Below are 24,605 nucleotides of genomic sequence, written 5' to 3' on the forward strand. Positions count from 1 at the left end.
GCTGCTTACACTGGTCGACGACGAGTGCCCCGCACTCGACCCGGCCCGAAGGAGGCACCATGACCGACATCGCAACCGCTCCCGTCGACGCGAAGGCGCACGGCGTGACCATCACGTCCACCGCCGCGGACAAGGTGAAGAGCCTGCTGACGCAAGAAGGCCGGGACGACCTGCGCCTCCGCGTGGCGGTCCAGCCCGGCGGCTGCTCGGGGCTCATCTACCAGCTGTACTTCGACGAGCGCATGCTCGACGGCGACGCGACCGTCGACTTCGACGGCGTCGAGGTCATCGTCGACAAGATGAGCGTTCCCTACCTCGACGGTGCGGCCATCGACTTCGAGGACACCATCCAGAAGCAGGGGTTCACCATCGACAACCCCAACGCGCAGGGCAGCTGCGCCTGCGGCGACAGCTTCCACTGATCGTCGCGTGACGGCTCCCGGTCGTCGGTCGAGAGGGGATCATCCGCGAGGGTGGTCCCCTCCCGCATGTCCGGGGGGCGTTCTCGCTCGACGTCGAGAGGCTTCCGGCGCGTGCCGTGCGCTGGGGGGTCGAACCTGCGAGTAAGCTAGGCAGGTCCCCGTCAACACTGGGAACACCCCCCACTGTCGTGTCATCCGAGAGGTAACAGTGCGTTCTAACCGCCGTCTTCGTTGGGCTGCCGCCCCCATGGCAGTCGTCCTGGCTCTCGTGCTAGCGGGGTGCACCACCGACCAGCTGCAGGGGTGGCTGCCCACCACCGCGGGCACGACCAACCACGTGGACCGCGTCATCGGCCTCTGGGTCACTTCGTGGATCGTGCTGTTGATCGTCGGCGTCATCGTGTGGGGCCTGATCATCTGGGTGTGCGTGGCGTACCGCCGGCGCAAGGGCCAGACGGGCCTGCCCGTACAGCTCCGCTACAACATGCCGATCGAGATCTTCTACACGGTCGTGCCCCTGATCCTCGTGCTGGGCTTCTTCGCCTTCACCGCCCGCGACCAGGCCGCCATCGAGGCGCCCACCGCGAGCCCTGACGTGAAGATCGACGTCTACGCCAAACGCTGGGCCTGGGACTTCAACTACATCGACCAGCAGAACGAAGACGAGAGCGTCTACTACCAGGGCATCCAGGCGCAAGAGCTGGGTGACGGCACGATCGACGAGAGCCAGCTCCCCGAGCTCTACCTCCCCGTCGGCAAGACCGTGCAGATCGACCTCAAGTCGCGCGACGTGGCCCACTCCTTCTGGATCATCGACTTCCTCTACAAGAAGGACACGATCCCCGGCAAGACCAACTCGATGTACTTCACGCCCGAGAAAGAAGGCACGTTCAGCGGAAAATGCGCTGAGTTGTGCGGCGAGTACCACTCGCTGATGCTCTTCAACGTCAAGGTCGTGTCGCAGTCCGAGTACGACCAGTACCTGCAGACGCTCGACGCCGAGGGAAACACCGGCCTCTTGGGCGACCAGTACAACACCAACACCAACCAGCCGGGCACCGAGGCACCTGCCAACGCCGCCGGCACCGAAGACTCCGAGAAGTAAGGCACGGTTCGATGAGCTCAGCCACCGCCACCCGCCCCACCACCGGTGGGACCTCGTCCGGTCAGAACTTCGGTGCATCGAAGGTCGGCCGCAAGGGCAACGTCGTCGTCAACTGGATCACGTCGACCGACCACAAGACCATCGGGTACATGTACCTGATCACGTCGTTCCTCTTCTTCTGCCTCGGCGGCGTCATGGCGCTGATCATCCGCGCGCAGCTCTTCGCCCCCGGCCTCGAGATCGTCGCCACCAAAGAGCAGTACAACCAGCTCTTCACGATGCACGGCACGATCATGCTGCTCATGTTCGCGACCCCGCTGTTCTCCGGCTTCGCGAACGTCCTGATGCCGCTCCAGATCGGGGCGCCGGACGTCGCGTTCCCCCGTCTGAACGGCTTCGCCTTCTGGCTGTACTCCTTCGGCTCGATCATCGCCGTCGCCGGCTTCCTCACCCCGCAGGGCGCTGCCTCGTTCGGCTGGTTCGCCTACGCACCTCTGAGCGACACGACGTTCTCACCCGGGCTGGGTGGAAACCTCTGGGTGTTCGGTCTGGGCCTCACCGGCTTCAGCACGATCCTCGGTTCGGTCAACTTCATCACCACGATCGTCTCGATGCGTGCCCCGGGCATGACCATGTGGCGCATGCCCATCTTCACCTGGAACACCCTGATCACCTCGATCCTCGTGATCATGGCCTTCCCTGTGTTGGCTGCTGCTCTCTTCGGACTCGGATTCGACCGCGTCTTCGACGCCCAGGTCTTCAACCCCGCCAACGGCGGTGCCATCCTCTGGCAGCACCTGTTCTGGTTCTTCGGCCACCCCGAGGTCTACATCATCGCCCTGCCGTTCTTCGGCATCGTGTCCGAGGTGTTCCCGGTCTTCAGCCGCAAGCCGATCTTCGGGTACAAGACGCTCGTCTACGCCACCATCTCGATCGCGGCCCTGTCCGTGACGGTGTGGGCCCACCACATGTACGTCACCGGCTCCGTCCTCCTGCCGTTCTTCTCCCTGATGACCATGCTCATCGCGGTGCCCACCGGTGTGAAGATCTTCAACTGGATCGGCACGATGTGGCGTGGCTCGGTGACCTTCGAGACGCCGATGCTCTGGGCGATCGGGTTCCTGATCACCTTCACCTTCGGTGGTCTCACCGGTGTCATCCTGGCGTCGCCGCCACTCGACTTCCACGTGTCCGACACGTACTTCGTCGTGGCGCACTTCCACTACGTGGTCTTCGGCACCGTGGTCTTCGCGATGTTCTCCGGCTTCTACTTCTGGTGGCCGAAGTGGACGGGCAAGATGCTCAACGAGCGTCTCGGGAAGATCCACTTCTGGATGCTGTTCGTCGGATTCCACACGACGTTCCTCGTGCAGCACTGGCTCGGCGTCATGGGCATGCCCCGCCGCTACGCCACGTACCAGCCCGAAGACCACTTCACGTGGATGAACCAGCTTTCGACCATCGGGGCCATGTTGCTCGGCGTCTCGATCCTGCCGTTCCTCTACAACGTGTACATCACGGCTCGTCGAGCGCCCAAGGTCGAGGTCAACGACCCGTGGGGTTACTCACGCTCGCTCGAGTGGGCGACCTCCTGCCCCCCGCCGCGACACAACTTCACGTCCATCCCTCGCATCCGTTCCGAGTCGCCGGCATTCGACCTGAACCACCCCGAAGCCGGACTGCCCGTCGGCATCGGGCCCGTGAAGGACGCACCTGACGCCCCCACGTACGATGCGTCCAGCGAGAAAGTGAAGTAGCACCGATGAAGACCAACGCGACGCTGTTCTGGATCCTCGCGATCTTCTTCTTCCTCATGTGCGCGGTCTACGTGCTGTGGAGCCTGCTCGACACCGGTCAGGTCGAATGGGCGGGCACGCTCGGCATCGGTCTCGCCGGCATGCTGGGGGCCTTCCTGGCGTTCTACATGGGTCGCTCGCACGCCACTCAGGGGGGCGAGCTCCCTGAAGACCGTCTGGACGCCAACATCGACGACGGTGACCCCGAGATGGGCTTCTTCAGCCCGTGGTCGTGGTGGCCCATCATCCTCGCTGCTGGTTGCAGCCTCATTTTCCTGGCGCTGGCCGCGGGCATGTGGATCATCTACATCGGTGCCGCTCTGACGGCCGTGGCTCTCGTCGGCTGGGTCTACGAGTACTACCGCGGCAACTTCGCACACTAGTTCGTCTGCTCGTTCGAGCGGGAAGGGCGTCGGTCTTCGGACCGGCGCCCTTCGTCGTCTGGCAGCTGGCGTCTGGCGCCCGGCACCTCACGTATCTCTTCTGGCGCGAGTCTCAGCACGGCAGCATCCTCGAGGAAGCGTCGCCGGCCGCCGTTCATGAATCTTGCGGTTTCACGACGTCGGCCCCACGACCGGTGGTCGGTCCGCGAGAACGATTGGTGGCGCGGGTCTGGACAACCTTGATGACGGCAGCAGGAGGCGCTGCGGCCGGTTCTTCCTCTCTCAATGCCCTGGACAGGGGATCAGGGAGAGCCAGATCGCACCGCGACGGAGAGCCAGACCGCACCACGGAGATGTGACCACTTCGATGAAGCAGGGGCCACGTCTTCCGGCATGTCCTGGATGTGGGAGCTCGTCGAGACCACGCGTATGAGCGGCCATTCGGCCCAAGAAAGTTCATGACGCGACGAGGGCTTGGCCCGAGAGCCGTGACGGTCCGCGCGTGGCCGATTGCGGCAGAGCCGGCAGAGTCGCTGGTAGCGCCTGGCGCACCGTCTACCGGCAGTGGGTCACGCCCGCCGAGCAGCTATGCCGATTTGCGCCACGTGCGCCCAGGGAAGTAGATCTCACCTGCCGCGAGTACGAAGCGTCTCACCGTGATGGGGGACCGACCGAACCATGCTCTGCGAGGCGAGGACCGCAGTCCGCTGTCCGATGAGAGCAGGAGGAGGAGCGCCGAGGAGATCGGGTCCGGGACTGCAGGCGCACCCGGAGGACGGGCGGGCACGGGGCCGAGTCACCTCGTGTCGACGACAAGAACCGGTACGGGGACCGCGGCGGGGGAGGGGCCTGTCGCACTCCTCGACTGCGGATGCCAGGGCTCCAGTCATTTGTCGGGCGGCCACAGAGGGGAGGGCGGCAGGCCGTCGAGCGGGCGAGGACCTTCTGGTGGGCACAGAGGAGGACGGCAGGCCGTCGAGCGGGTCAGGTCCTCCTGGTGGGCACGGAGTAGGACGGCAGGCCGTAGAGCAGGCGAGGACCTGCCGGTGGGGATCTTGATGTGGCGACATGACGAGGCCCTAGCCTGTCGCGGTAGCCCAGCGCTCGAAGCGGGTGTCGTGGACGCTGCCACGATCTGCCGAAGCGGTAGAGCTTGTCACAAAGGGGGGAAATGATCACCGCTGACCGAGGGGCTGTCGCTTCGGAGTGCATGCAGGAGCAGGAGTAGCTGAGCCGGAGGCGCAGCTGGCAGCTCCCCTCGAGTGCGGTCAGGGGGGCATGTCGGCTCCCCGGGAGATGCCGAAGGCCCGGCTGCACGGAGCGTGCAACCGGGCCCAGGGGGACTACCGAAGGTCAGTGGCCTTCGTCGTGGTGCGATGCCTCGATCTCGGAGCGCTTCACCGGGGCGATGCGGTCCTCGAAGAAGAACGACGACGCCGATGCACGGGCCCGCTGCAGAGCCGTGATCTTGCCGTTGGCGTTCGGTCGGACCATGAGGGGCTCGTACTCGTTGAAGTCGAGGAGACGCCAGCGCTCGTACTCGTCGAGCTGCTCGTGCACCTCGATGTACTCACCACCGGGCAGACGGACGATGCGTCCCGACTCGTAGCCGTGCAATGCGATCTCGCGGTCTTTCTTCTGCAGGGCGAGGCAGACACGCTTCGTGACCCAGAAGGCGATGAACGGGCCGATAATCAGAGCTGCCTGGCAGGCATGGATCACGTAGTTCAACGACAGGTGGAAGTGGGTCGCCATGATGTCGGAGCTCGCCGCCGCCCAGAGACTGGCGTAGAACACGATGCCGGCTGCACCGATGGCGGTACGTGTCGGGGCGTTGCGGGGGCGGTCGAGGATGTGGTGCTCGCGCTTGTCGCCGGTCACCCAGGCCTCGAAGAACGGGTAGAGCAGGACGACGACGATGAAGAGACCGAGCACCGTGATCGGCACGAGGATGTTCATCGAGACCGTGTAGCCGAAGGCGACGAACTCCCAACCCGGGGGCACGAGGCGCAGGGCCCCGTCGGCGAAGCCGATGTACCAGTCGGGCTGGGTACCTGCCGACACGGGGGAGGGGTCGTAGGGCCCGTAGTTCCAGATGGGGTTGATCGTGAACAGCGAAGCGATCAGGACGATCACGCCGAAGACGATGAAGAAGAATCCACCGGCCTTCGCCGCGAACACGGGCATGACAGGCACGCCGACGACGTTCTGGTTCGTCTTGCCGGGGCCGGCGAACTGCGTGTGCTTGTTGATGATCAGCAACAGCAGGTGCACGCCCAGGAGGGCGATCAGCAGCGCGGGCAACAGCATGATGTGCAGCGAGTAGAACCGGCCGACCATGTCGGTACCCGGGAACTCGCCACCGAACACGAGGTAGGAGATCCAGACGCCGATCACGGGGATGCCCTTGATCATGCCGTCGATGATGCGCGCGCCGTTGCCGGAGAGGAGGTCGTCAGGAAGCGAGTACCCGGTGAAGCCCTCGGCCATCGCGAGGATCCACAGCGTGAAGCCCACGACCCAGTTGATCTCCCGAGGCTTGCGGAAGGCGCCGGTGAAGTAGACGCGCAGCATGTGCAGCATGATCGCCGCGACGAAGAGCAGTGCAGCCCAGTGGTGGATCTGGCGGAACAGAAGGCCACCACGGATGTCGAACGAGATGTCGAGCGTCGACGCCATGGCGGCCGACATGTTGAGGCCCTTGAGCGGAACGTACGAACCGTTGTAGTTGACCTCAGCCATCGAGGGCTGGAAGAAGAACGTCAGGAACGTGCCCGAGAGCAAGATGACGACGAACGAGTAGAGCGCGACCTCGCCCAACATGAACGACCAGTGGTCGGGGAAGATCTTGCGACCCACCTCTTTGACCAGGCCGGACATGCTCGTGCGCTCGTCGATGTAGTTCGCCGTGGCACCGAGGAACTTGTTGGTCTTCGTCGGTGCGAAGGCAGGAGCCTTGCCGATGTTCTCGGACGTGGCCGGTTCGGCACCGTGTGCCGGTGTGGTGGTGATCACTTTTCGCGCTCCCAGAAGCTCGGGCCCACAGGTTCGTGGAAGTCGCTCTGCGCGACGAGGTAGCCGTCGGCGTCGACCGTGATGGGCAGCTGCGGCAGGGGGCGCTTGGCGGGCCCGAAGATGACTTCGCAGTTATTCGTCACGTCGAACGTGGACTGGTGGCAGGGGCAGAGCAGGTGGTGTGTCTGCTGTTCGTAGAGGGCCACGGGGCACCCGACGTGCGTGCAGATCTTGGAGTAGGCGACGATTCCGTCGTACTGCCAGTCTTCGCGTCCTTCGGCCGGATTGAGGTCTTCCGGCTTGAGGCGCATGAGAAGGACGGCCGCCTTGGCTTTCTCTTCCAGCAGGTGTTCTGATTCGTTGAGGTTCTCGGGGATGACGTGGAACACGGAACCGAGGGTGACGTCCGACGCCTTGATGCGCGTGCCGGAGGGGTCGGCGGCGAGGTGCATGCCTTCTTCCCACAGTGTGTGGCGCAGGACGGCATTGGGGTCTTCGGCCGGGGCGAGGTCGCGGAACAGCACGACGGCAGGCAGGGGAGTCGCGACGAGTGCACCGATCAGGCTGTTGCGAATGAGCGAACGGCGACCGAAGCCGCTCTCGTGGTTGCCCAGCGCGAAGACCTCGACGGCTTTCTCACGCGTCGGCTCGGAGCCGCGCGTGTCGTGGCGCATCTCGGTGATCTCTCGAGCCGGCATGAGCGTCTTGGACCAGTGCACCGCACCGATTCCGACCGACAGCAGGCCGAGGGCGATGCCGAGCCCCAGGAACAAGTTGTTCAGTCGGACCGAGCCCGAATCGCCCGACGTGATCGGGAACGCGACGTAGGCGCCGATGGCGGCGATGCTTCCGACGATCGACAGGAAGAAGAACAGGCTGACCTGACGCTCGGCACGTTTCTCGACCTTGGGGTCGATGTCGGTGACGCGATCGCGGTGAGGCGGCTCGCCCGGGTTCTGGAACACGTCGGACGTCACGACCGCCGTGCCGGCCGAGACCTGTCGAGGCTCGCGCTTCTCGACAGCCGAGCCCGCCGTGGGGGCCTCGTCGTCGTGCTCTGCCATTGATTCTGCCTTTCGTGAAGTACGGAGAGAACGCGGGTCAGTTCGACCGGGCGGTCAACCAGATGGTGATCGCGACGATCGCACCGAGCCCGAAGATCCAGATGAAGAGACCTTCGGCGACGGGGCCGAGGCTCCCGAGCTCGAATCCACCCGGCGACGGGTTGTTCTCGACGTACTTGAGGTACGTGATGATGTCGGCCTTGTCTTGAGGCGACAGGTTGAGGTCGTTGAAGACCGGCATGTTCTGCGGGCCCGTCTGCATGGCCTCGTAGATGTGGTGCGCGGTCACGCCGTCCAGTGCAGGGGCGAACTTGCCCTGGGTGAGAGCACCGCCCGCGCCGGCCACGTTGTGGCACATGGCGCAGTTGATGCGGAACAGCTCGGCACCGTTGGTCGTGTCGCCGTCGGCCTGGAGCAACGACTCGTCGGGGATCGCAGGGCCGGGGGCGAGCGACGCGACGTAGGCGGCCATGGCGGCGACCTGCTCGTCCGAGAACTGCGTCGGCTTCTGCTCGGCCTGCGGGCCGTTGACAGCCATGGGCATGCGGCCCGTTCCGACCTGGAAGTCGACCGAGGCGGCGCCGACGCCGATGAGGCTCGGCCCGCTGTCGGTACCGGCCGCGCTCAGTCCGTGGCAGGTGGCACAGTTCGAGGCGAAGAGCTTCTGACCCTCGTCGATGCTCTGTTGCGAGGTCGCGGTCGCACTGCTTTCGTCCGCCGAGGCGGTCGAGGAGAAGAGCGCGTAGGCACCGCCTGTGGTGAGCAGACCGACGAGCAGCAGAGAGGCGGTGGCGACGGGGCCGCGACGGCCGGCCTTCTTGTTGCGTCGGGAGGACGAGGTTCTCGTGAACATGCTGTGCAGACGATCCAATGCCTATTTGAGGAGGTAGATGACGATGAAGAGGCCGATCCAGACCACGTCGACGAAGTGCCAGTAGTACGACACGACGATGGCCGTGGTCGCCTCTTTGTGCCCAAAGTTCTTGACCGCGTAAGCGCGACCGATGGTGAGCAGGAAGGCGATCAGACCACCGATGACGTGGGCTCCGTGGAAGCCGGTCGTCATGTAGAAGGCCGAGCCGTACGCGCTCGAGCTGAGGGTGACGTGCTCGGAGATCAGGGTCGCGTACTCGAACACTTGGCCGCAGACGAACACTGCGCCCATGGCGTAGGTGAGGAAGAACCATTCGACCATGCCCCAACGGCTGACCTGGAACAGACGGCCCGTGCGGTGCGGCTGCATGCGCTCGGCGGCGAACACACCGAACTGGCAGGCCACCGACGACAGCACCAGGGTGATGGTGTTGGTCAGCGCGAACGGCACGTTGTGCAGCGCCGTCTGATCGGCCCAGAGGCCGGGAGACGTCGAGCGAAGCGTGAAGTAGATCGCGAAGAGGCCGGCGAAGAACATGACCTCGCTGCCGAGCCACACGATGGTGCCCACGGCAACCGTGCTGGGTCGGTTGACGACAGGGCCGCCAGAAGGTCTCGAGAGAGAGGTACTTGTCACGAGGTCCATTATGCCTGGTAAGTCGCCTTGGGTTTGCGCTCGAAACCCCGGGTCGGGAATTTCCCTTGACGCCGAGACATCGGAGTGCCTTATGCTCCGCCGGTAGCCTGGGGCCATGACTTCCGAGCTCACCTGGCCCTCGATCATCGACGCGCTCCTCACCGGGCGCGACCTCTCGATCAGCGAGGCCACGTGGTCCATGGAGCAGGTCATGACGGGCGACGTCACCCCCGCTCAGCTCGGAGCCTTCCTGGTCGCCCTTCGCGCCAAGGGTGAGACCGTGGACGAGATCGTCGGCTTCCGCGACGCCGTCCTCGCCCACGCCGTGCCCCTTCCGGTCGACAGCATGGCGGTCGACATCGTCGGGACGGGTGGTGACCGGTTCGGTACGGTGAACGTCTCGACCATGGCCTCTGTCGTGGTCGCGGCGACCGGAGTTCCGGTCATCAAGCACGGCAACCGTGCGGCGAGCTCGTCGTCCGGTTCCTCCGACGTGTTGTCGGCCCTCGGCATCGACCTCACGATCGGGGCCGACCGTGTGGCGGAGGTCCTCAAGGAAGCAGGGTTGACCTTCGCCTTCGCGGCTGCTTTCCATCCGGGCTTCGGCAATGCCGCCGCCGTGCGCCGCGAGATCGGCGTCCCGACGGTCTTCAACTTCTTGGGGCCTCTCGTGAACCCCGCACGACCCGAGGCGAGCGCCGTCGGTGTCGCCTCGCTCGAGAAGGTGCCGCTCATCGTCGGGGTGTTCCAGACCCGGGGCGCGACGGCACTCGTGTTCCGCGGTGACGACGGCCTGGACGAGCTGACCACGACCGGTCACAGCCACATCTGGGAGGTCACCGGTGGGTCGGTGACCGAGCACGACCTCGATCCCCTCGAGTTGGGCATCCCGCGTGCGCGCATCTCCGACCTCGTCGGCGGGAACGCGGCGCACAATGCGGGCATCGCCCGTGAGGTGCTCGCGGGGGAGCGCGGTCCGGTCCGCGACATCGTGCTGCTCAACGCCGCCGCCGGACTGGTGTCGTACGGGCTGGCGGCCGACCCGGGCCAGCGCGAACGGCCGCTCCTCGCCCGTTTCCGGGAGCAGCTGGACGTCGCGGCCCGGGCCGTCGACTCGGGGGCGGCCATTGCGAAACTGGACCAGTGGGTGGCGGCGACCCGCGCCTCCTGAGACGCACCGCGCCTCCTCGCGTCGAGGGGGCGGACGACGAAGGGCCCGTCCTGTCGGACGGGCCCTTCGCGCGGGGGATCAGTTGACGTCGTCGTCGACCCAGTCGAAGGTCTTCGTGACGGCCTTCTTCCAGAGACGCAGCGTGCGGTCACGCTCGTCGGCGTCGATGTTCGGGGTCCAACGCTTGTCTTCCTGCCAGTTGGCACGGAGGTCGTCCAGGGTCTCCCAGAAGCCGACCGCGAGACCGGCGGCGTAGGCCGCTCCGAGCGCGGTGGTCTCGGCGACCACCGGACGGACGACCGGGACGTCGAGGATGTCGGCCTGGAACTGCATGAGCGCGTCGTTGGCGGTCATGCCGCCGTCGACCTTGAGCTCGGTCAGGTCGACGCCCGAGTCGGCGTTGACCGCGTCGAGCACCTCACGGGTCTGGAACGCGGTCGCCTCGAGGGCGGCACGGGCGATGTGGCCCTTGTTGACGTACCGGGTGAGACCCACGAGAGCACCTCGCGCGTCCGAACGCCAGTAGGGCGCGAACAGGCCCGAGAACGCGGGCACGAAGTAGACCCCGCCGTTGTCCTCGACGGTCTTGGCCAGCTCTTCGACCTCAGGAGCCGAGCCGATCATGCCCAGGTTGTCGCGCAGCCACTGGATCAACGAGCCCGTGACCGCGATGGACCCCTCGAGGGCGTAGTGCGGTGCCGCGTCGCCGAGCTTGTAGCCCAGCGTCGTGAGCAGCCCGTTCTTCGAGTGGACGATCTCTTCGCCCGTGTTGAAGATCAGGAAGTTGCCGGTGCCGTACGTGTTCTTCGACTCGCCCTGGTCGAAGGCGGCCTGGCCGAACGTGGCTGCCTGCTGGTCTCCGAGGATGCCGGCGATGGGCACCTCGCGCAGCAGGCTCGAGGCCTCGACCGTGCCGTAGACCTCGGACGAGCTCTTGATCTCGGGGAGCATCGACCTCGGCACGTCGAACGCCTCGAGGATGTCGTCGCGCCACTCGAGCGTCTCGAGGTCCATGAAGAGGGTGCGCGAGGCGTTCGTGACGTCGGTGACGTGGACGCCGCCGTCGGTGCCGCCGGTGAGGTTCCAGAGGACCCAGGTGTCGGTCGTGCCGAACAGCAGGTCGCCTGCCTCGGCCTTCTCGCGGGCGCCCTCGACGTTCTCGAGGATCCAGACGACCTTCGTGCCCGAGAAGTAGGTCGCGAGCGGCAGGCCGACGATCGGCTTGAAGCGTTCGACGCCACCGTCGGCGGCCAGGCGGTCGACGATGGGCTGCGTGCGGGTGTCCTGCCAGACGATGGCGTTGTAGACGGCCTTGCCGGTGGTCTTGTCCCAGACCACGGCGGTCTCGCGCTGGTTGGTGATGCCGACGGCCTTGATGTTGTGGCGCGTGATGTCGGCACGGGAGAGGGCCTGGCCGATGACCTCGCGGGTGTTCTCCCAGATCTCGGCGGGGTCGTGCTCGACCCAACCGGCGCGGGGGAAGATCTGCTCGTGCTCTTTCTGGCCGGTGGCCACGATCGAGCCCGAGTGGTCGAAGATGATGGCGCGGGTGCTGGTCGTTCCCTGGTCGATGGCCAGGACGTAGTCGGTGTCGCTCACGGGTGGAACTCCTTCGTCGTTGATGGATGCGGCTCGCACGGAGGCCCGGGTCGGTCCATTCGAGCGGACGGGCCCGAGCCTCTGCTGGGAGCGGGTGGATCGATCGGCGTCGGCCGGCCCGGGGGGAGCCGGCCTCGACCGATCAGTGTGTCGCCGGGTCAGGCGGCGAGGGGGAGGAGCGGGAAGGACAGCAGCGCCGCGAGGGAACCGCCGACGAGAGGGCCGACGACCGGCACCCAGGCGTAGGACCAGTCGCTGCCGCCCTTGCCCTTGATGGGCAGGAACGCGTGGGCGATGCGGGGTCCGAGGTCTCGGGCGGGGTTGATGGCGTAGCCGGTCGGGCCACCGAGCGATGCACCGATCCCGACCACGAGCAGCGCGACGGCCAGGCCGCCGAGCGGGCCGAGGTTGGCGGCGTTCGGGGAGGCGCCGTTGGTGATGGCGATGATCGTGAAGACCAGGACGAAGGTGCCGATGATCTCGGTGACGAGGTTCCAGCCGTAGTTGCGGATGGCGGGGCCGGTCGAGAACACGCCCAGCTTCGTGGCCGGGTCGGGCTCCTCGTCGAAGTGCTGCTTGTAGGCCAGCCAGACGACGACCGCGCCGATGATGGCACCGACCATCTGCGCCGCGACGTACACGAGGAACGCGGCGAACGTGATGTTGCCGAGGATCAGCTGCGCGATGCTGACGGCCGGGTTGAGGTGTGCCCCGGAGGAGTACGAGGCCAGGATGCCGACGAAGACCGCGAGGCCCCAGCCGAAGTTGACCATGAGCGTGCCGCCGTTGAAGCCCTTCGTCTTCGTCAGGGCGACGTTGGCGACGACACCGCCACCGAGGGTGAGCAGCAATGCGGTGCCCACCGTTTCTGAAAGAAAAATCAATCCCAGGTTCACGTCGACCTTCCTTGTCGTACGGCGGGGCGACAGTGCACCCGCGGTGAGCGTGTGTCAACACCTTAGTGCTGTGATCACATGCGACGAGAAGGAAAGATCAGGTGTTTGCACATATGTGCAGGAGGGGGTCCTGGGAGTAGGTTGAGCGGCAGCCTGGTGCACCCGAGCACCGTCTCCGGCGCCGAGAAAGGGACTTCGATGAAGAAGCTCATCAACGATCCGTCCGACGTCGTCGACGAGGCCGTGGCCGGCTTCGGCGCAGCGCACGCCGACCTGGTGGTCGTCTCGCACGATCCGACGTTCGTCCGCCGTTCGGCGACCCCCGTGCCGGGCAAGGTCGCGCTCGTCAGTGGCGGCGGCAGTGGTCACGAGCCCCTGCACGCGGGGTTCGTCGGCTACGGCATGCTGTCGGCCGCGGTGCCGGGACCGGTCTTCACGTCGCCCACGCCCGACCCGATCGTCGCCGCCACGCAGGCGGTGGACGCCGGAGCAGGCGTCCTCTACATCGTCAAGAACTACACGGGCGACGTGCTCAACTTCGAGACGGCGGCCGACATCGCCGAGGCCGAGGGCATCACGGTCCGGACCGTGCTCGTCGACGACGACGTCGCGGTCAAGGACTCGCTGTACACCGCCGGCCGCCGTGGCGTCGCCGGCACGGTCGTCGTCGAGAAGACCGCAGGGGCTGCCGCCGAGCGGGGCGACTCGCTCGACGCCGTCGCCGAGGTGGCCCGACGCACGAACGCGGCGACCCGGTCGATGGGCGTCGCGCTCACCGCGGGAACGGTGCCACATGCCGGTGAGCCGAGCTTCACGCTCGCCGACGACGAGGTCGAGATCGGCATCGGCATCCACGGTGAACCGGGCCGTGAGCGCATTCCCCTCGAGCCCGTCGACGCCATCGTCGATCGCCTGCTCGACGCCGTCACCGACGATCTGGGGCTCGCCTCCGGGGAGCGGGTGCTGCTCTTCGTGAACGGCATGGGAGGCACGCCCCTCGTCGAGCTGTACATCGCCTACCGTCGGGCGGCCGAGGCTCTCGAGGCGCGAGGCGTCGAGGTGTACCGCAGCCTGGTCGGCTCGTACGTCACGTCGCTCGAGATGCAGGGCATGTCGATCACGCTGACCCGTCTGGACGACGAGCTGACCGAGCTCTGGGACGCCCCGGTCGAGACCGTGGCGTTGCGCCGCGGCCGATAGTCGTCTGCCCGGCCCCGGCCCCTCCACCTCGGCCCCCGACCGCGGGCACGAAGCACCGCACCACTGCACCACCGCACCACGAGAGGAACGACCACCGCATGACACTCGACGCCACCTGGACCCGGGCCTGGATCGACCGGACGGCCGACGTCGTCGCCGCCGAGCACACGGCACTCAGCGAGCTCGACCGGCAGATCGGCGACGGCGACCACGGCGAGAACCTGTCGCGGGGCTTCACCGCCGTCCGGGCCAAACTCGCCGACCTCCCCACCGACGCGACGCCCGGGGCCGCGCTCAAGCTCGTCGCCACGACCCTCATCTCGACGGTGGGCGGCGCCTCGGGCCCCCTGCTCGGCACTGCCTACCTGAAGGGGGCTGCCGCGCTGGGCGACGCCACCGAGCTGGACGCGGAGGCGCTGGTCGCCTTCCTCACGGCGGCCCGCGACGGCGTCGTGCTGAGAGGCAAGGCGGAGGTCGGAGACAAGACCATGATCGACGCGTGGACCCCGGCAGTCGACGCGGCGGCCGCCGCCGCTGCGGACGGGGCGTCGCCCGAGGCCGTCCTCCGCGCCGCAGCAGACGCCGCGGCGACCGGCGCCGCATCGACCGAACCCCTCGTCGCCCGCAAGGGTCGAGCCAGCTATCTCGGCGAGCGTGCCGTGGGTCACCGCGATCCCGGTGCGCAGTCCTCGTCCCTCATCATCGCCGCAGCGGCCGACGCCGCCGACGGCTCGAACAAGGAGTCCTGAGCATGCCCACCATCGGAATCGTCGTCGTCTCACACAGCGCCAAGATCGCCGAGGGCGTGGTCGACCTGGCACGCCAGATGGCCCCCACGACCACGATCGTGGCGGCGGGAGGAACCGACGACGGCGCCATCGGCACCAGCTTCGACAAGATCTCCGCCGCCCTCGCCGAGGCGTCACGAGGCGGGGGTGCCGTGGTGCTCTGCGACCTCGGCTCCGCCATCCTCACGAGCGAGACGGCCGTCGACTTCCTCGACGACGCCGACAAGCAGCGCGTGGTCATCGCGGACGCCCCGTTGGTCGAGGGCACGGTGGCCGCGGCTGTCTCCGCCGAGACCGGGGGAGACCTCGAGGCCGTCGCCGCTGCGGCTCGGACGGCCACCGGCGTCGCCGACGCCCACGCCGACGAGCGCGACCTCCGGGGCGGCGACGCCGTCGAACGATCCGCCGTGCTCGTCAACGCCTCAGGGCTGCACGCCCGCCCGGCCGCCGACCTCGTCACGCACGCGTCGCGGTTCCAGGCAGACGTCACGGTCAACGGCGTCGACGCCAAGAGCCTGCTGCGCATCATGGGGTTGAACGTGGGAGTCGGATCGACGGTGGCCGTGATGGCGACCGGCCCGGACGCGGCAGCCGCCGTCGACGACCTCATCGCGCTCATCGAGGGCGGCTTCGGCGAGAAGGCGAGCTGATCGCCCGCCTGCACCGCGCCTCCTGACCTCGGGGTCGCCGGCTCCCGACGTCAGCGTGTCCGCGACCACTTCGTCAGCAGCATGTCGCCCGAGAGCAGCACGTGGTCGAGGGCGAGGCCACGCAGCGCCATGGCCTCACGGGCCGCGACGATGCGCGGGCCGGCTCCACCCTCGAGGTTCGGCGACACGGTGAGGCACAGTTCGTCGACGACGTCGGCGGCGACCAGGTCGCCGAGCAACGCCGGCCCGCCCTCGGTGTGGATCTGCGGCAGCCCCCGTTCGACCAGGGCCCGGACGAGGAGGCGCGGGTCGACCCGGTCGCGACCGCACGACACGACGTCGGCGACCCGGTCGAGTCGGGCCCGAGCAGCGCGAGGTGCCGCGTCGTGGGTGAGCACCAGCGGCCGGACGGGAGCGCCCGCGAACACGCTGCTCGTCGGATCGAGCCCGAGCCGGCCGGAGACGATGGCGAAGACGGGATGATCGGGCAGGCCGACCCTGCGCCGCCAGGCGACGGCCTCGTCGCCGAGCCGCATCGGGCCGTAGCCCTCGTCGCGGACCGTGCCCGCACCGACCACGACGACGTCGCAGAGCTGACGCAACAGGTCGAAGACGAGCAGGTCGGCGGGGCCGCCCAGGTCGCGGGTCCGTCCGGCGGCCGTCGCCGAGCCGTCGACGCTCGCGACGAAGTTGGCCCGCACGCGAGGCGTCGCCCGGTCTCGCGGCCGGTGGAGATCGAGGAGGTCGTCGATCGTCAGTGCGCCACCGCGGACCGGGGGTGCGGGATGTAGCTGCGAGATGCCCACGGCGGTCACGACACGTCCTCGGCGACGTTGTGGCGTTCCACCACGGGGTCGCGCCAGCCGAGGATCGCCTCGACCATGCGGACGGCGTCGACGCTGGCCCGGACGTCGTGCATCCGGACGATGCGCGCGCCCTGCAGCACGCTCACGGCCGCCGCTGCGAGCGAACCGGCCAGCCGGTCGGGTTTGTCGCGACCGAGGGACTCGCCGACGAAGTCCTTGTTGGACACCGCGGCGAGCGTCGGGTGGCCCAGGCCGGCCACCTCGGACAGGCGCCGGGTGAGCTCGAGCGAGTGCCGGGTCGTCTTGTTCAGGTCGTGCCCCGGATCGACGACGAGTCGGTCGTCGGGCACGCCGTGGGCGCGGGCCACGTCGACCCGCCGCGCGAGGAACTCGACGACCTCGGCGACGACGTCGTCGTAGTGCGGCCGGGGATGCGGCCGTCGGGGTGCGGCCAGGCTGTGCGTGACGACCAGCGTGGCACCGCTGTCGGCGACGACGTCGGCCAACCGCGGGTCGTGGAGCCCCGTGGTGTCGTTGACGACGTGCGCCCCGGCGGCGATGACGCGTTCGGCGACCTCGGGGCGGAAGGTGTCGACGGAGATGACGACGTCCGACCGGACCGAGAGCGCTTCGACCACGGGCAGGACCCGATCGAGTTCGTCGGAGGCGGACAGCTCGGGCCCAGGGGCGAAGGGGACGCCCCCGATGTCGACCCAGTCGGCGCCCGCCGCCGCCGCGTCCACCGCGGCCTGCACGGCGCGGTCGAGGGCGAAGGTCGCGCCCTGGTCGAAGAAGGAGTCGGGCGTGCGGTTGACGATCGCCATGACCGCGACCTGGCGGGAGAAGTCGAAGGTCCGCGACCCGATGCGTCGCCGAGGGACGAGCAGCGGGGGCAGGGCGGGTGCGGGGGAGTCGGCGTCGTGGGGCTGCCCCGCGGCCTCACGCACGGGGCGCGCCGATCAGGGCGACCGCCTCGGCCCGCGCCGACGCCTGGGACAGCACGCCCCGACTGGCGAGCGTCACCGTCGTGCTGCCGGTCTGGCGGGGGCCGCGGGTCGTGACGCAGCCGTGCGAGGCGTCGAGCACCACGAGGACGCCGTCGGGGCGAGCGCCCGCCTGCAGGGCCTCGGCGATCTCCTCGCCGAGGCGCTCCTGGAGCTGGGGACGCGAGGCCACGGCGTCGACCACCCGGGGAAGCGCGCCCAACCCGACGATCGTCTCACCCGGCACGTAGGCCACGTGTGCGACACCGACGAAGGGCAGCAGATGGTGCTCGCACACCGACCGGAACGAGATGTCGCGGACGATCACGACCTCGCCGAGTTGATGGGCCTCGGCCGAGACCGTGGCCTGGCGGACGAGGTCGGCCGCGTCGATCGTGAGTCCCGAGAAGAACTCGACGTAGGCGTCGGCGACGCGTCGAGGGGTGGACTCGAGGCCCGGGCGGTCGACGTCCTCACCGATCGCGGCGAGCAGTTCGAGCACGGCGGCCTCGATGCGGGGCCGGTCGACGGGCGGGGGAGTCATCAGGCCATCTTCTCAGGCGACGGGGTCGACCGCGGCGTCGTTCCCGTCCGCCCCCGGCGTCGTCGATTCGCGGGGGAGCGCCTCGTGGTGCCGCCGTCCGTGGCTGCGCCGCGCCTCCTTCATCTCGGCCTCGAAGAGATGCCTCTTGCCGCCCGCGAGAGAATCACGTATGTTCTGCTCATGGTCGCGGAACGCGGCGTAGTAGCCGTCGTCGTAGTCCTCCACGATCTGGTAGGTCCATCGGCCCTCGACGACGTTGCGACCGACGAGGTCTCGATCGAGCAGGTCGGCGACCTCGACGTGTCCGGCGCGTCGGAGCGACTCGACGGCGTCGCCGAGGGCCAGGTCGGCCTTGCCGGTCAGTCGGTGGAAGCCGTAGAGGAATCCTCGTGCCTGCTCGACGATCTCGAGCGCGGCCGAGAGCTCGCCGAGCGCGGCGACGGTGTCGTCGTCGAGCCCGTCAGGTCGACGGTGCGCGGCGTCGGGCGGTGTGTGGGTCGCGTCGGTCGTCATGCGACCAGGCAACTCCGTGGAGGCGCGGCATGCGTCAGCGGGGAGCGCTTCCCACGCCCGATTCCCACTTACTTGACATAATGTGCATTATCAGTCACATGACAAAGCCGGAAGGGGTTCGCGGGCGGCGTGAGCGTCCTGCTCCTCAGGCCTCGGACGAGCTGTCCAGCACCGTGCGCAGCAAGTCGACGAGGTCGGCGGGCTCGACCGGTTCGACGATCGTCGTCAGGTCGTCGAGGCTGAACCAGCGCGACTCGAGGATGTCGGTGCGCTCGTCGTCCGTCCAGTCGTCGTCGACGACCTCGAAGTGCGGCAGGCGGACGACGAAGAACTCCGCGTGACCGTGCGTGTGGTCGGCGTCGTCCCAGGACACCTCGAAGTCGTCCACGCGCACGACGTCGCCGACCGCGGTGACCACCTGGCCGGTCTCTTCGTGCAGTTCGCGGACGGCCGCCTGGACGTGCGTCTCGCCCGGGTCGACACCGCCACCCGGGGTGATCCAACGCGCTGTCCGACTGGTGTCGGGCGCCACCGTCTTCATGAGGAGCACGCGGTCGTCCCCGTCGAGGACGAGGAGGCGCGAGGTCGGTCGGACGATGCGCTCGGTCACGAGGTGCCCCGTCTCAGACGATCGGCGCGAAGTCGCTGGTGTCGCCCACCAGTCGGGTGTGGTCGGCCGGGACGGGGTCGACGGCGGCCGATGCGACCTCGGCGGCGAACTCGGCGACGTTGTACAGCTTGCCCGCGCTCTCTTTCCGCGACGAGATGGCCCCGGGATTCGACCGTTCGAGCAGGGTCGCCGTGATCGTGCCCTCGATCATGTCGCCCGAGACCACGACGAACTCGACGCCCGCGGTCTCGAGCTGCGGCAGCATCTCGCGCAGGGCGTCTTCGCCGGCACGCTTGCTCAGGGCGACGGGAAGGTACTCGGGCATCGTCTCGGTCGTGCGGATGAAGTGGGCCTGGTGACTCGTGACGAAGACGACGCGCGAGCCCGGGGCGAGCAGCGGCAGGGCCGCGGTCAGCAGCGCCACCTGGGCGTCGCGGTTCAACTTGAGCGCGTAGTCCTCGGCCATGCCCGTCTCCATGCCGCCCGAGGCGTTCATGACGAGGACGTCGAGGCCGCCCCAGGCCTCGCGCACGGTCTCGAACATCGTCGCCAGGCTGGCCTCGTCGGTCAGGTCGGCCCCGATGGCGATCGCCTCGCCGCCGGCCTCCTCGATCTTCGAGACGAGCTGCAGCGCGCGCTTCTCCTTGTTGCGGTAGTTCACGACGACCTTGGCACCGGCCTCGGCGAAGTACCGCACGGTGTCGGCGCCGATCCCCCGGGACGACCCGGTGACCAGGACTCGGGCTCCGGCGAGGGACTCTGCGGCGAGGGGGTTGGACAAGGCGTGCTCCAGACTGTGCGGGGTTCGATCGGCCCGTGGACCGGACTCGACCCTACCAATCCCCCTCGTCACCGTCGGTGGTGGGTGGTAGTTTCCATAACAGGGGAACGAGAGAAGGTCGACGTGGACGTCCTGAACGATTACGCATGGGTCGCGTGGATCGCGCTCATCCTGGTGTTCGTCATCGTCGAGGTGACGACGCTCGAATTCACCTTCCTCATGCTCGCCATCGGCAGCGTCGGTGGTCTGCTCGCGGGCCTCTTCGGCGCCCCGTGGTGGTTGCAGGCGATCGTCGCGGCCGTCCTCGCGGTCTTGTTGCTGTTCACGGTGCGGCCACCGTTGCTGCGGGCGCTCCGCCGCGGGGGCGATCCGACCCCCAGCAACGTCGAGGCGCTGCTCGGGCTGCGCGGCACGGTCGTCGTGCCGATCGGCTCCGACGCCGGCCAGGTCAAGCTGTCGAACGGCGAGACCTGGACGGCCCGCGTGCTGTCCTCCCCCGCGACGTCGGCGGGCGCCGACCTCGCACTCGACACCGGGGCCCCGGTCGTCGTGACCGCCATCGAGGGGTCGACGGCGTTCGTCGCCCCCGCAGAGAGGTCCTGAAGCCATGGACACCATCAGTGCCGGCACCGTCGTCACCATCGTGGTCGTCGCGATCGTCGTCGTGCTCGTCCTCGTCATCCTGTTCCGCTCGGTCCGCATCATCCCGCAGGCGAGTGCCGGCGTGGTCGAGAGACTGGGTCGGTACCACAAGACCCTCTCCCCCGGGCTCAACCTGCTCGTACCGTTCATCGACCGGGTGCGGCCGCTGATCGACATGCGCGAGCAGGTCGTCTCGTTCCCGCCGCAGCCCGTCATCACCGAGGACAACCTGGTCGTCTCGATCGACACGGTCGTGTACTTCCAGGTGACCGACGCCCGCGCGGCGACCTACGAGATCGCCAACTACCTCGGGGCCGTCGAACAGCTCACGACGACCACGCTGCGCAACGTGGTCGGAGGGTTGAACCTCGAGCAGGCCCTCACCAGCCGCGACAACATCAACGGCCAACTGCGCATCGTGCTCGACGAAGCCACCGGCAAGTGGGGCATCAGGGTCGGCCGCGTCGAGCTCAAAGCCATCGACCCGCCCCTGTCGATCCAGGACTCCATGGAGCAGCAGATGCGTGCCGAGCGCAGTCGCCGTGCGGCCATCCTCACCGCCGAGGGCACCAAGCAGTCGCAGATCCTCGAGGCCGAGGGGTCGCGACAGTCGTCGATCCTCAAGGCCGAGGGTGATGCGAAGGCCCAGGTGCTGAGGGCCCAGGGTGAGGCCGAGGCCATCGCGACGGTCTTCAACGCCATCCACGCCGGCGACCCCGACCCGAAGCTGCTCGCGTACCAGTATCTCCAGACCCTCCCGAAGATCGCGGACGGCTCGGCCAACACCATGTGGATCATCCCCAGCGAGCTGACCGAGGCCCTCAAGGGCATCGGGCAGGGCTTCTTCGCCCCTCGCGACCCGAACGCCCCCGGGTGGACCCCGACCGAGGCTCCCAAGGTGTCCGAGATGGACGTCACGCCCGACCTGGCCTCGACCGTCGATCTCGAGGCCGAACCCGACCTCGGCTTCCCGACGGTGACCACGCCCGGTGGCTCCGCATCCGGTGCGGGTACCGGGTCCGGAGGCGGGGGTGCTGCCGGTGCCGCCGGTCAGGTCCCCGAGACGGGCGCCCCGGGCGCCGGCCCGACCGCTCCCCCGGCGACCTCGTAGTGCCGTCCGCTCCCCCGATCTCGGCCGGCTGGTTCGCGCCGGCCGGGCCCCGGGTGCTGGCGCACCGGGGCCTCGCCGTCGATGCTCCCGAGAACACCATGTCGGCGTTCGCCCTGGCCGTGTCGGCTGGTGCGACGTACGTCGAGACGGACGTGCACGCCACGCGCGACGGCATCGCTGTCATCAGCCACGATCCCGACCTGAGGCGGGTCGCGGGACGCGAGCAGCGCCTCCTCGACCTCGACCTCGCGGACGTCAAGGCGATCCGGCTCAACGGTGAGCACGAGATCCCCACCCTCGACGAGGCGCTCGACGCCTTCCCCGAGACCCGGTTCAACGTCGACCTCAAGTCCGACGAGGCCGTGGCGCCGGCCGTCAGGGCGATCGCCCGGGTCCGGGCGACGGATCGCGTCCTGGTGACCTCGTTCGACCACCGCAGGCGTCTCCGGGCGGTCCGGGCCCTGCCGGGAGTCGCGACGTCGGCCTCGTCTCGGGGCATCGTCACGGCGATGGCGGCAGGTCTCGTGCCGCTCCCCGGGCTCAGGCGGACGCTGATGCGGCGCGCCCTCGTCGGGTGCCGGGCGGTTCAGGTGCCCGAGCGCAAGGGTCCGATCCGCATCGTCACCGCCGCACGCGTCGCCGAGTGGGCGGGGCTGGGTGTCGAGACGCATGTCTGGACCGTCAACGAGCCCGACGACATGGCTCGACTGCTCACCCTGGGCGTCCACGGCATCGTCACCGACCGTGCCGACCTGGCACTCGACGAGGTGCGTCGGCACGCTCCGTGACCGCCGTCGGAGACTGCCGGGCACTGTGAAGGGACTGTGAAATCGCACGGCTCGGAACGGCGGAGGTCCAGAACGGGTTACAACGGGTGATTGCAACGCGAGAGGAGACCACACAATGGCAGATCGCAGTTTGCGCGGAATGAGGCTCGGCAGCCAGAGCCTGCAGAGCGAAGAGGGCGTGGAGTTCTCGCCCCGTAAGAAGGCCGTTTACCAGACGACCGACGGCCAGACGTTCGACATGGTGTTCGCTGCGGACGCCGAGATCCCGGACATCTGGCAGTCCCCCAAGAGTGGTCAAGAGGGTCGTCTGTTGTCGGCCGACGGCAAGCCGGTCGAGATCGACGCCGGTGACGTCAAGGTTCCCCGCAGTCACTGGGACATGTTGCTCGAGCGCCGCAGCCGTGACGAGCTCGAGGAGCTCCTCCAAGAACGACTCGACTTCCTGCGGGCCCGCAAGGGTCAGCACAAGATCGGCGCCTGACGGCCCGGACGGCACCACGAAGACGAGAAGGCCCGACCACCGCATGGTGGTCGGGCCTTCTTTCGTTCCTGGCGTCGCGAGACGTCAGTCGACGACGCGCCACCGCGGCAGGATCGGATCGGGTGCCTCGTCGAGCCGGCGGCGACGAGCCGACCGGCGGGTACCGATGAACAGACGGGACAGCAGCAGCATCGCGAGACCGAAGAACGACACGAGCAGTTCGATCGCCCGACTCGCCGCCACGGCGGGCGTCGTCCCGGTGCCGAGGTCGACCACCGCCACCATGGTGCCGGGCTCGTAGTCGGGGATGCTCGCGGTCGTCCTGCCCGAGGCGTCGATGGCTCGCGTCGAGGCGACGGTCGAGACGTTGACGAGGGGCCGGGCCGTCTCGATGGCGCGCAGGCGGGCGATGGCGAGTTGCTGCTCGTTCTCGTCCGTCTGGCCGGGACGGGTGCCGAAGTCGGCGTTGTTCGTCTGGCCGATGATGACCTGCGCCCCCTCGTCCATCATGTTCGTGATGAGCTGGTCGTCGACGATGTCGAAGCAGATCGAGATGCCCGCCCGGAAGTCACCCAGGTCGAAGACCTCGTCACGCGTGCCCGGGGTGTAGTCCCGGCCGATCAGGTCGATGAGATCGGGGGCGAAGGGCCGCCAGAAATCACGGTCGGGCACGTACTCGCCGAACGGGACCGGGTGCTTCTTGTCGTACTGGTCTCGCACGCCTCCGTCGGACCAGAGGAGGGACGAGTTGTAGACGGTCTCACCGTCGTCGCTCTCGGTGATGACTCCTGACACGAGGGGCGCGTCGTAGCCACGGGAGATCGCGTCGAAGACGTACCGGCCGGTGGCGTCGCGGGTGGGATCGCGGTCGCTGCCGCCCTCGGGCCAGACGATCATGTCGAGGGAGCGCTGGTCGTCGGGCAACTGCGCGAGTTGGGCCTGCAGGTCGCTCATCGCGAGCACCTGGGCGTTGGTGAGGTCGCCGTACTGCCGGTCGGCGAAGTAGCCGGCGTCGCCGTCACCCTGGACGGCGGCGATGGTGGCCGTGCCGGAGGAGTGCGTCGGCCAGGCGGGCACGGCGAGGGCGGCGACCACGACCGTCGCACCCGCGAGCACACGGGTCGAACCCCGGACGGTCGTCTGGAGGGCGAGCTGGATCAGTGCGGCGACGATCGCCACCATGAGGAACGACAACCCCGAGATGCCCAGCCAGGCCACGAGGCCGGCGAACGGGCTCTCGGATTGGCTGAGTGCCACCCGGCCCCACGCGAAGCCGCCGTAGGGCCAGGTGCCGGCGACGAACTCACGGAGCGTCCAGAGCCCCCCGACGACGACCGGCAGGAGGACCGTGCGGCCCAGGGTGCCGGGCCAGACGCGCGGGACCCAGCGGTACGCCAGGGTGATCAGCATCGCCCCGGCGGCGAAGAAGAGCGCCTCGAGCGTCGACAGGGCGGCCCAGGGCACGACGCCGAGGAAGAGCGTCGCCCACGAGATGTGGATCAGGTAGAAGGACAGGCCCGCCACGAGGCCGAACAGGAACGAACCGCCGAGCGACCGGCCTCGGAGGGCCAACAACACGAACCCGATGCCGACGAAGGTCAGCGGCCAGACGTCACCGTCGGGGAAGCCGCCGTCGAGGACGGCGCCGGCACCGAGTGCGACGATGAGGGCCAGCCAGAGGGGCAGTCGGACGTCGATCGCTCGGGAAGACACCCCGTGATTCTAGGTGGCGGCGTCTGAGAGGCCG

General features: G+C 68.2%; 25 protein-coding genes. 12 read left to right on the plus strand and 13 right to left on the minus strand.

What is annotated here, in order from left to right:
- Positions 1–59: 59 nt before the first annotated feature.
- The 4 genes from erpA (at position 60) to SZ60_RS07755 (ending at position 3,706) form a co-directional block, all read left to right on the plus strand.
- Positions 60–422: an iron-sulfur cluster insertion protein ErpA gene (gene erpA / locus SZ60_RS07740; protein WP_043594936.1), complete on the plus strand. Its 363-nt coding sequence runs from the start codon at positions 60–62 to the stop codon at positions 420–422.
- A 247-nt stretch (positions 423–669) separates the two neighbouring features.
- On the plus strand, positions 670–1,527 hold the full coding sequence (coxB, locus tag SZ60_RS07745; protein ID WP_082059956.1) for a cytochrome c oxidase subunit II: 858 nt from the start codon (positions 670–672) through the stop codon (positions 1,525–1,527).
- Positions 1,528–1,538: 11 nt separating this feature from the next.
- Positions 1,539–3,284: a cytochrome c oxidase subunit I gene (gene ctaD / locus SZ60_RS07750; RefSeq protein WP_082059957.1), complete on the plus strand. Its 1,746-nt coding sequence runs from the start codon at positions 1,539–1,541 to the stop codon at positions 3,282–3,284.
- 5 nt (positions 3,285–3,289) lie between these two features.
- Positions 3,290–3,706 carry a cytochrome c oxidase subunit 4 gene (locus SZ60_RS07755; RefSeq protein WP_043594938.1) on the plus strand — a complete coding sequence of 139 codons (417 nt, stop codon included), beginning with the start codon at positions 3,290–3,292 and terminating at the stop codon, positions 3,704–3,706.
- A gap of 1,353 nt (positions 3,707–5,059) precedes the next feature.
- Here SZ60_RS07755 and SZ60_RS07760 read toward each other — a convergent pair.
- The 4 genes from SZ60_RS07760 to SZ60_RS07775 are packed head-to-tail and all read right to left on the minus strand — an operon-like array spanning position 5,060 to position 9,304.
- Positions 5,060–6,670 carry a cytochrome bc complex cytochrome b subunit gene (locus SZ60_RS07760; RefSeq protein ID WP_043595069.1) on the minus strand — a complete coding sequence of 537 codons (1,611 nt, stop codon included), beginning with the start codon at positions 6,668–6,670 and terminating at the stop codon, positions 5,060–5,062.
- A 47-nt stretch (positions 6,671–6,717) separates the two neighbouring features.
- A complete protein-coding gene (locus SZ60_RS07765) occupies positions 6,718–7,785 on the minus strand; it encodes a ubiquinol-cytochrome c reductase iron-sulfur subunit (RefSeq protein WP_043594939.1) in 1,068 nt (355 codons plus the stop codon).
- Between the two features lie 37 nt (positions 7,786–7,822).
- The gene (locus tag SZ60_RS07770) at positions 7,823–8,638 is read right to left on the minus strand and encodes a c-type cytochrome (protein WP_043594940.1); all 816 of its coding nucleotides are present in this window, start codon (positions 8,636–8,638) and stop codon (positions 7,823–7,825) included.
- A 21-nt stretch (positions 8,639–8,659) separates the two neighbouring features.
- Positions 8,660–9,304, minus strand: a complete 645-nt coding sequence (locus tag SZ60_RS07775) for a heme-copper oxidase subunit III (RefSeq protein WP_082059958.1) — start codon at positions 9,302–9,304, stop codon at positions 8,660–8,662.
- A gap of 106 nt (positions 9,305–9,410) precedes the next feature.
- Between SZ60_RS07775 and trpD the strand changes: the two genes are divergently transcribed.
- Positions 9,411–10,466: an anthranilate phosphoribosyltransferase gene (trpD, locus tag SZ60_RS07780; protein ID WP_043594941.1), complete on the plus strand. Its 1,056-nt coding sequence runs from the start codon at positions 9,411–9,413 to the stop codon at positions 10,464–10,466.
- 78 nt (positions 10,467–10,544) lie between these two features.
- Here trpD and glpK read toward each other — a convergent pair whose 3' ends face one another.
- Positions 10,545–12,065 (minus strand): glycerol kinase GlpK, encoded by a 1,521-nt coding sequence (glpK, locus tag SZ60_RS07785; protein ID WP_043594942.1) that lies wholly within the window; start codon positions 12,063–12,065, stop codon positions 10,545–10,547.
- Positions 12,066–12,223: 158 nt separating this feature from the next.
- The gene (locus SZ60_RS07790) at positions 12,224–12,961 is read right to left on the minus strand and encodes an MIP/aquaporin family protein (protein ID WP_082059959.1); all 738 of its coding nucleotides are present in this window, start codon (positions 12,959–12,961) and stop codon (positions 12,224–12,226) included.
- Positions 12,962–13,159: 198 nt separating this feature from the next.
- Between SZ60_RS07790 and dhaK the strand changes: the two genes are divergently transcribed.
- The 3 genes from dhaK (at position 13,160) to dhaM (ending at position 15,599) form a co-directional block, all read left to right on the plus strand.
- Complete coding sequence (gene dhaK, locus SZ60_RS07795) at positions 13,160–14,161, plus strand: dihydroxyacetone kinase subunit DhaK (protein WP_043594943.1); 1,002 nt, start codon at positions 13,160–13,162, stop codon at positions 14,159–14,161.
- A 98-nt stretch (positions 14,162–14,259) separates the two neighbouring features.
- Complete coding sequence (dhaL, locus tag SZ60_RS07800; RefSeq protein ID WP_043594944.1) at positions 14,260–14,910, plus strand: dihydroxyacetone kinase subunit DhaL; 651 nt, start codon at positions 14,260–14,262, stop codon at positions 14,908–14,910.
- A 2-nt stretch (positions 14,911–14,912) separates the two neighbouring features.
- Positions 14,913–15,599 (plus strand): dihydroxyacetone kinase phosphoryl donor subunit DhaM, encoded by a 687-nt coding sequence (gene dhaM, locus SZ60_RS07805; RefSeq protein ID WP_043594945.1) that lies wholly within the window; start codon positions 14,913–14,915, stop codon positions 15,597–15,599.
- 50 nt (positions 15,600–15,649) lie between these two features.
- Here dhaM and SZ60_RS07810 read toward each other — a convergent pair whose 3' ends face one another.
- The 6 genes from SZ60_RS07810 to SZ60_RS07835 form a co-directional block, all read right to left on the minus strand.
- A complete protein-coding gene (locus SZ60_RS07810; protein WP_197073523.1) occupies positions 15,650–16,414 on the minus strand; it encodes a pyrimidine reductase family protein in 765 nt (254 codons plus the stop codon).
- Entirely contained in the window at positions 16,411–17,352 is a 942-nt protein-coding gene (gene folP, locus SZ60_RS07815; protein WP_043594946.1) for a dihydropteroate synthase, read from the minus strand. The genes SZ60_RS07810 and folP overlap by 4 nt, the downstream gene beginning before the upstream one ends.
- A complete protein-coding gene (folE, locus tag SZ60_RS07820; protein WP_043594947.1) occupies positions 17,345–17,932 on the minus strand; it encodes a GTP cyclohydrolase I FolE in 588 nt (195 codons plus the stop codon). Before folE ends, folP begins: the two co-directional genes overlap by 8 nt.
- A gap of 12 nt (positions 17,933–17,944) precedes the next feature.
- On the minus strand, positions 17,945–18,445 hold the full coding sequence (locus SZ60_RS07825; RefSeq protein WP_043594948.1) for a hypothetical protein: 501 nt from the start codon (positions 18,443–18,445) through the stop codon (positions 17,945–17,947).
- A gap of 145 nt (positions 18,446–18,590) precedes the next feature.
- Positions 18,591–19,055 carry an NUDIX hydrolase gene (locus SZ60_RS07830; protein ID WP_043594949.1) on the minus strand — a complete coding sequence of 155 codons (465 nt, stop codon included), beginning with the start codon at positions 19,053–19,055 and terminating at the stop codon, positions 18,591–18,593.
- A gap of 13 nt (positions 19,056–19,068) precedes the next feature.
- Positions 19,069–19,836, minus strand: a complete 768-nt coding sequence (locus SZ60_RS07835; RefSeq protein WP_043594950.1) for an SDR family oxidoreductase — start codon at positions 19,834–19,836, stop codon at positions 19,069–19,071.
- A 123-nt stretch (positions 19,837–19,959) separates the two neighbouring features.
- Between SZ60_RS07835 and SZ60_RS07840 the strand changes: the two genes are divergently transcribed.
- From SZ60_RS07840 to SZ60_RS07855, 4 genes are all read left to right on the plus strand, one after another.
- Positions 19,960–20,439 carry an NfeD family protein gene (locus SZ60_RS07840; RefSeq protein ID WP_043594951.1) on the plus strand — a complete coding sequence of 160 codons (480 nt, stop codon included), beginning with the start codon at positions 19,960–19,962 and terminating at the stop codon, positions 20,437–20,439.
- Positions 20,440–20,443: 4 nt separating this feature from the next.
- Positions 20,444–21,589, plus strand: coding sequence for an SPFH domain-containing protein (locus tag SZ60_RS07845; RefSeq protein ID WP_082059960.1), 1,146 nt, complete (start codon positions 20,444–20,446; stop codon positions 21,587–21,589).
- Positions 21,589–22,377, plus strand: a complete 789-nt coding sequence (locus SZ60_RS07850; RefSeq protein ID WP_231567077.1) for a glycerophosphodiester phosphodiesterase family protein — start codon at positions 21,589–21,591, stop codon at positions 22,375–22,377. Before SZ60_RS07845 ends, SZ60_RS07850 begins: the two co-directional genes overlap by 1 nt.
- A 115-nt stretch (positions 22,378–22,492) precedes the next feature.
- Complete coding sequence (locus tag SZ60_RS07855; RefSeq protein ID WP_043594952.1) at positions 22,493–22,858, plus strand: RNA polymerase-binding protein RbpA; 366 nt, start codon at positions 22,493–22,495, stop codon at positions 22,856–22,858.
- 84 nt (positions 22,859–22,942) lie between these two features.
- On the opposite strand, the gene lnt is transcribed toward SZ60_RS07855, so the two are convergent.
- The gene (gene lnt / locus SZ60_RS07860) at positions 22,943–24,571 is read right to left on the minus strand and encodes an apolipoprotein N-acyltransferase (RefSeq protein WP_082059961.1); all 1,629 of its coding nucleotides are present in this window, start codon (positions 24,569–24,571) and stop codon (positions 22,943–22,945) included.
- Between the last annotated feature and the right edge of the window lie 34 nt (positions 24,572–24,605).

It is taken from the genome of Frigoribacterium sp. MEB024, from assembly GCF_000878135.1.
Classification (GTDB): Bacteria; Actinomycetota; Actinomycetes; order Actinomycetales; family Microbacteriaceae; genus Frigoribacterium.

Coding starts and splice junctions, on each gene's coding strand:
- erpA (WP_043594936.1), top strand. CDS start 60: ATGACCGACATCGCAACCGCTCCCGTCGACGCGAAGGCGCACGGCGTG.
- coxB (WP_082059956.1), top strand. CDS start 670: ATGGCAGTCGTCCTGGCTCTCGTGCTAGCGGGGTGCACCACCGACCAG.
- ctaD (WP_082059957.1), top strand. CDS start 1,539: ATGAGCTCAGCCACCGCCACCCGCCCCACCACCGGTGGGACCTCGTCC.
- SZ60_RS07755 (WP_043594938.1), top strand. CDS start 3,290: ATGAAGACCAACGCGACGCTGTTCTGGATCCTCGCGATCTTCTTCTTC.
- SZ60_RS07765 (WP_043594939.1), bottom strand. CDS start 7,785: ATGGCAGAGCACGACGACGAGGCCCCCACGGCGGGCTCGGCTGTCGAG.
- SZ60_RS07770 (WP_043594940.1), bottom strand. CDS start 8,638: ATGTTCACGAGAACCTCGTCCTCCCGACGCAACAAGAAGGCCGGCCGT.
- SZ60_RS07775 (WP_082059958.1), bottom strand. CDS start 9,304: ATGGACCTCGTGACAAGTACCTCTCTCTCGAGACCTTCTGGCGGCCCT.
- trpD (WP_043594941.1), top strand. CDS start 9,411: ATGACTTCCGAGCTCACCTGGCCCTCGATCATCGACGCGCTCCTCACC.
- dhaK (WP_043594943.1), top strand. CDS start 13,160: ATGAAGAAGCTCATCAACGATCCGTCCGACGTCGTCGACGAGGCCGTG.
- dhaL (WP_043594944.1), top strand. CDS start 14,260: ATGACACTCGACGCCACCTGGACCCGGGCCTGGATCGACCGGACGGCC.
- dhaM (WP_043594945.1), top strand. CDS start 14,913: ATGCCCACCATCGGAATCGTCGTCGTCTCACACAGCGCCAAGATCGCC.
- folE (WP_043594947.1), bottom strand. CDS start 17,932: ATGACTCCCCCGCCCGTCGACCGGCCCCGCATCGAGGCCGCCGTGCTC.
- SZ60_RS07825 (WP_043594948.1), bottom strand. CDS start 18,445: ATGACGACCGACGCGACCCACACACCGCCCGACGCCGCGCACCGTCGA.
- SZ60_RS07845 (WP_082059960.1), top strand. CDS start 20,444: ATGGACACCATCAGTGCCGGCACCGTCGTCACCATCGTGGTCGTCGCG.
- SZ60_RS07855 (WP_043594952.1), top strand. CDS start 22,493: ATGGCAGATCGCAGTTTGCGCGGAATGAGGCTCGGCAGCCAGAGCCTG.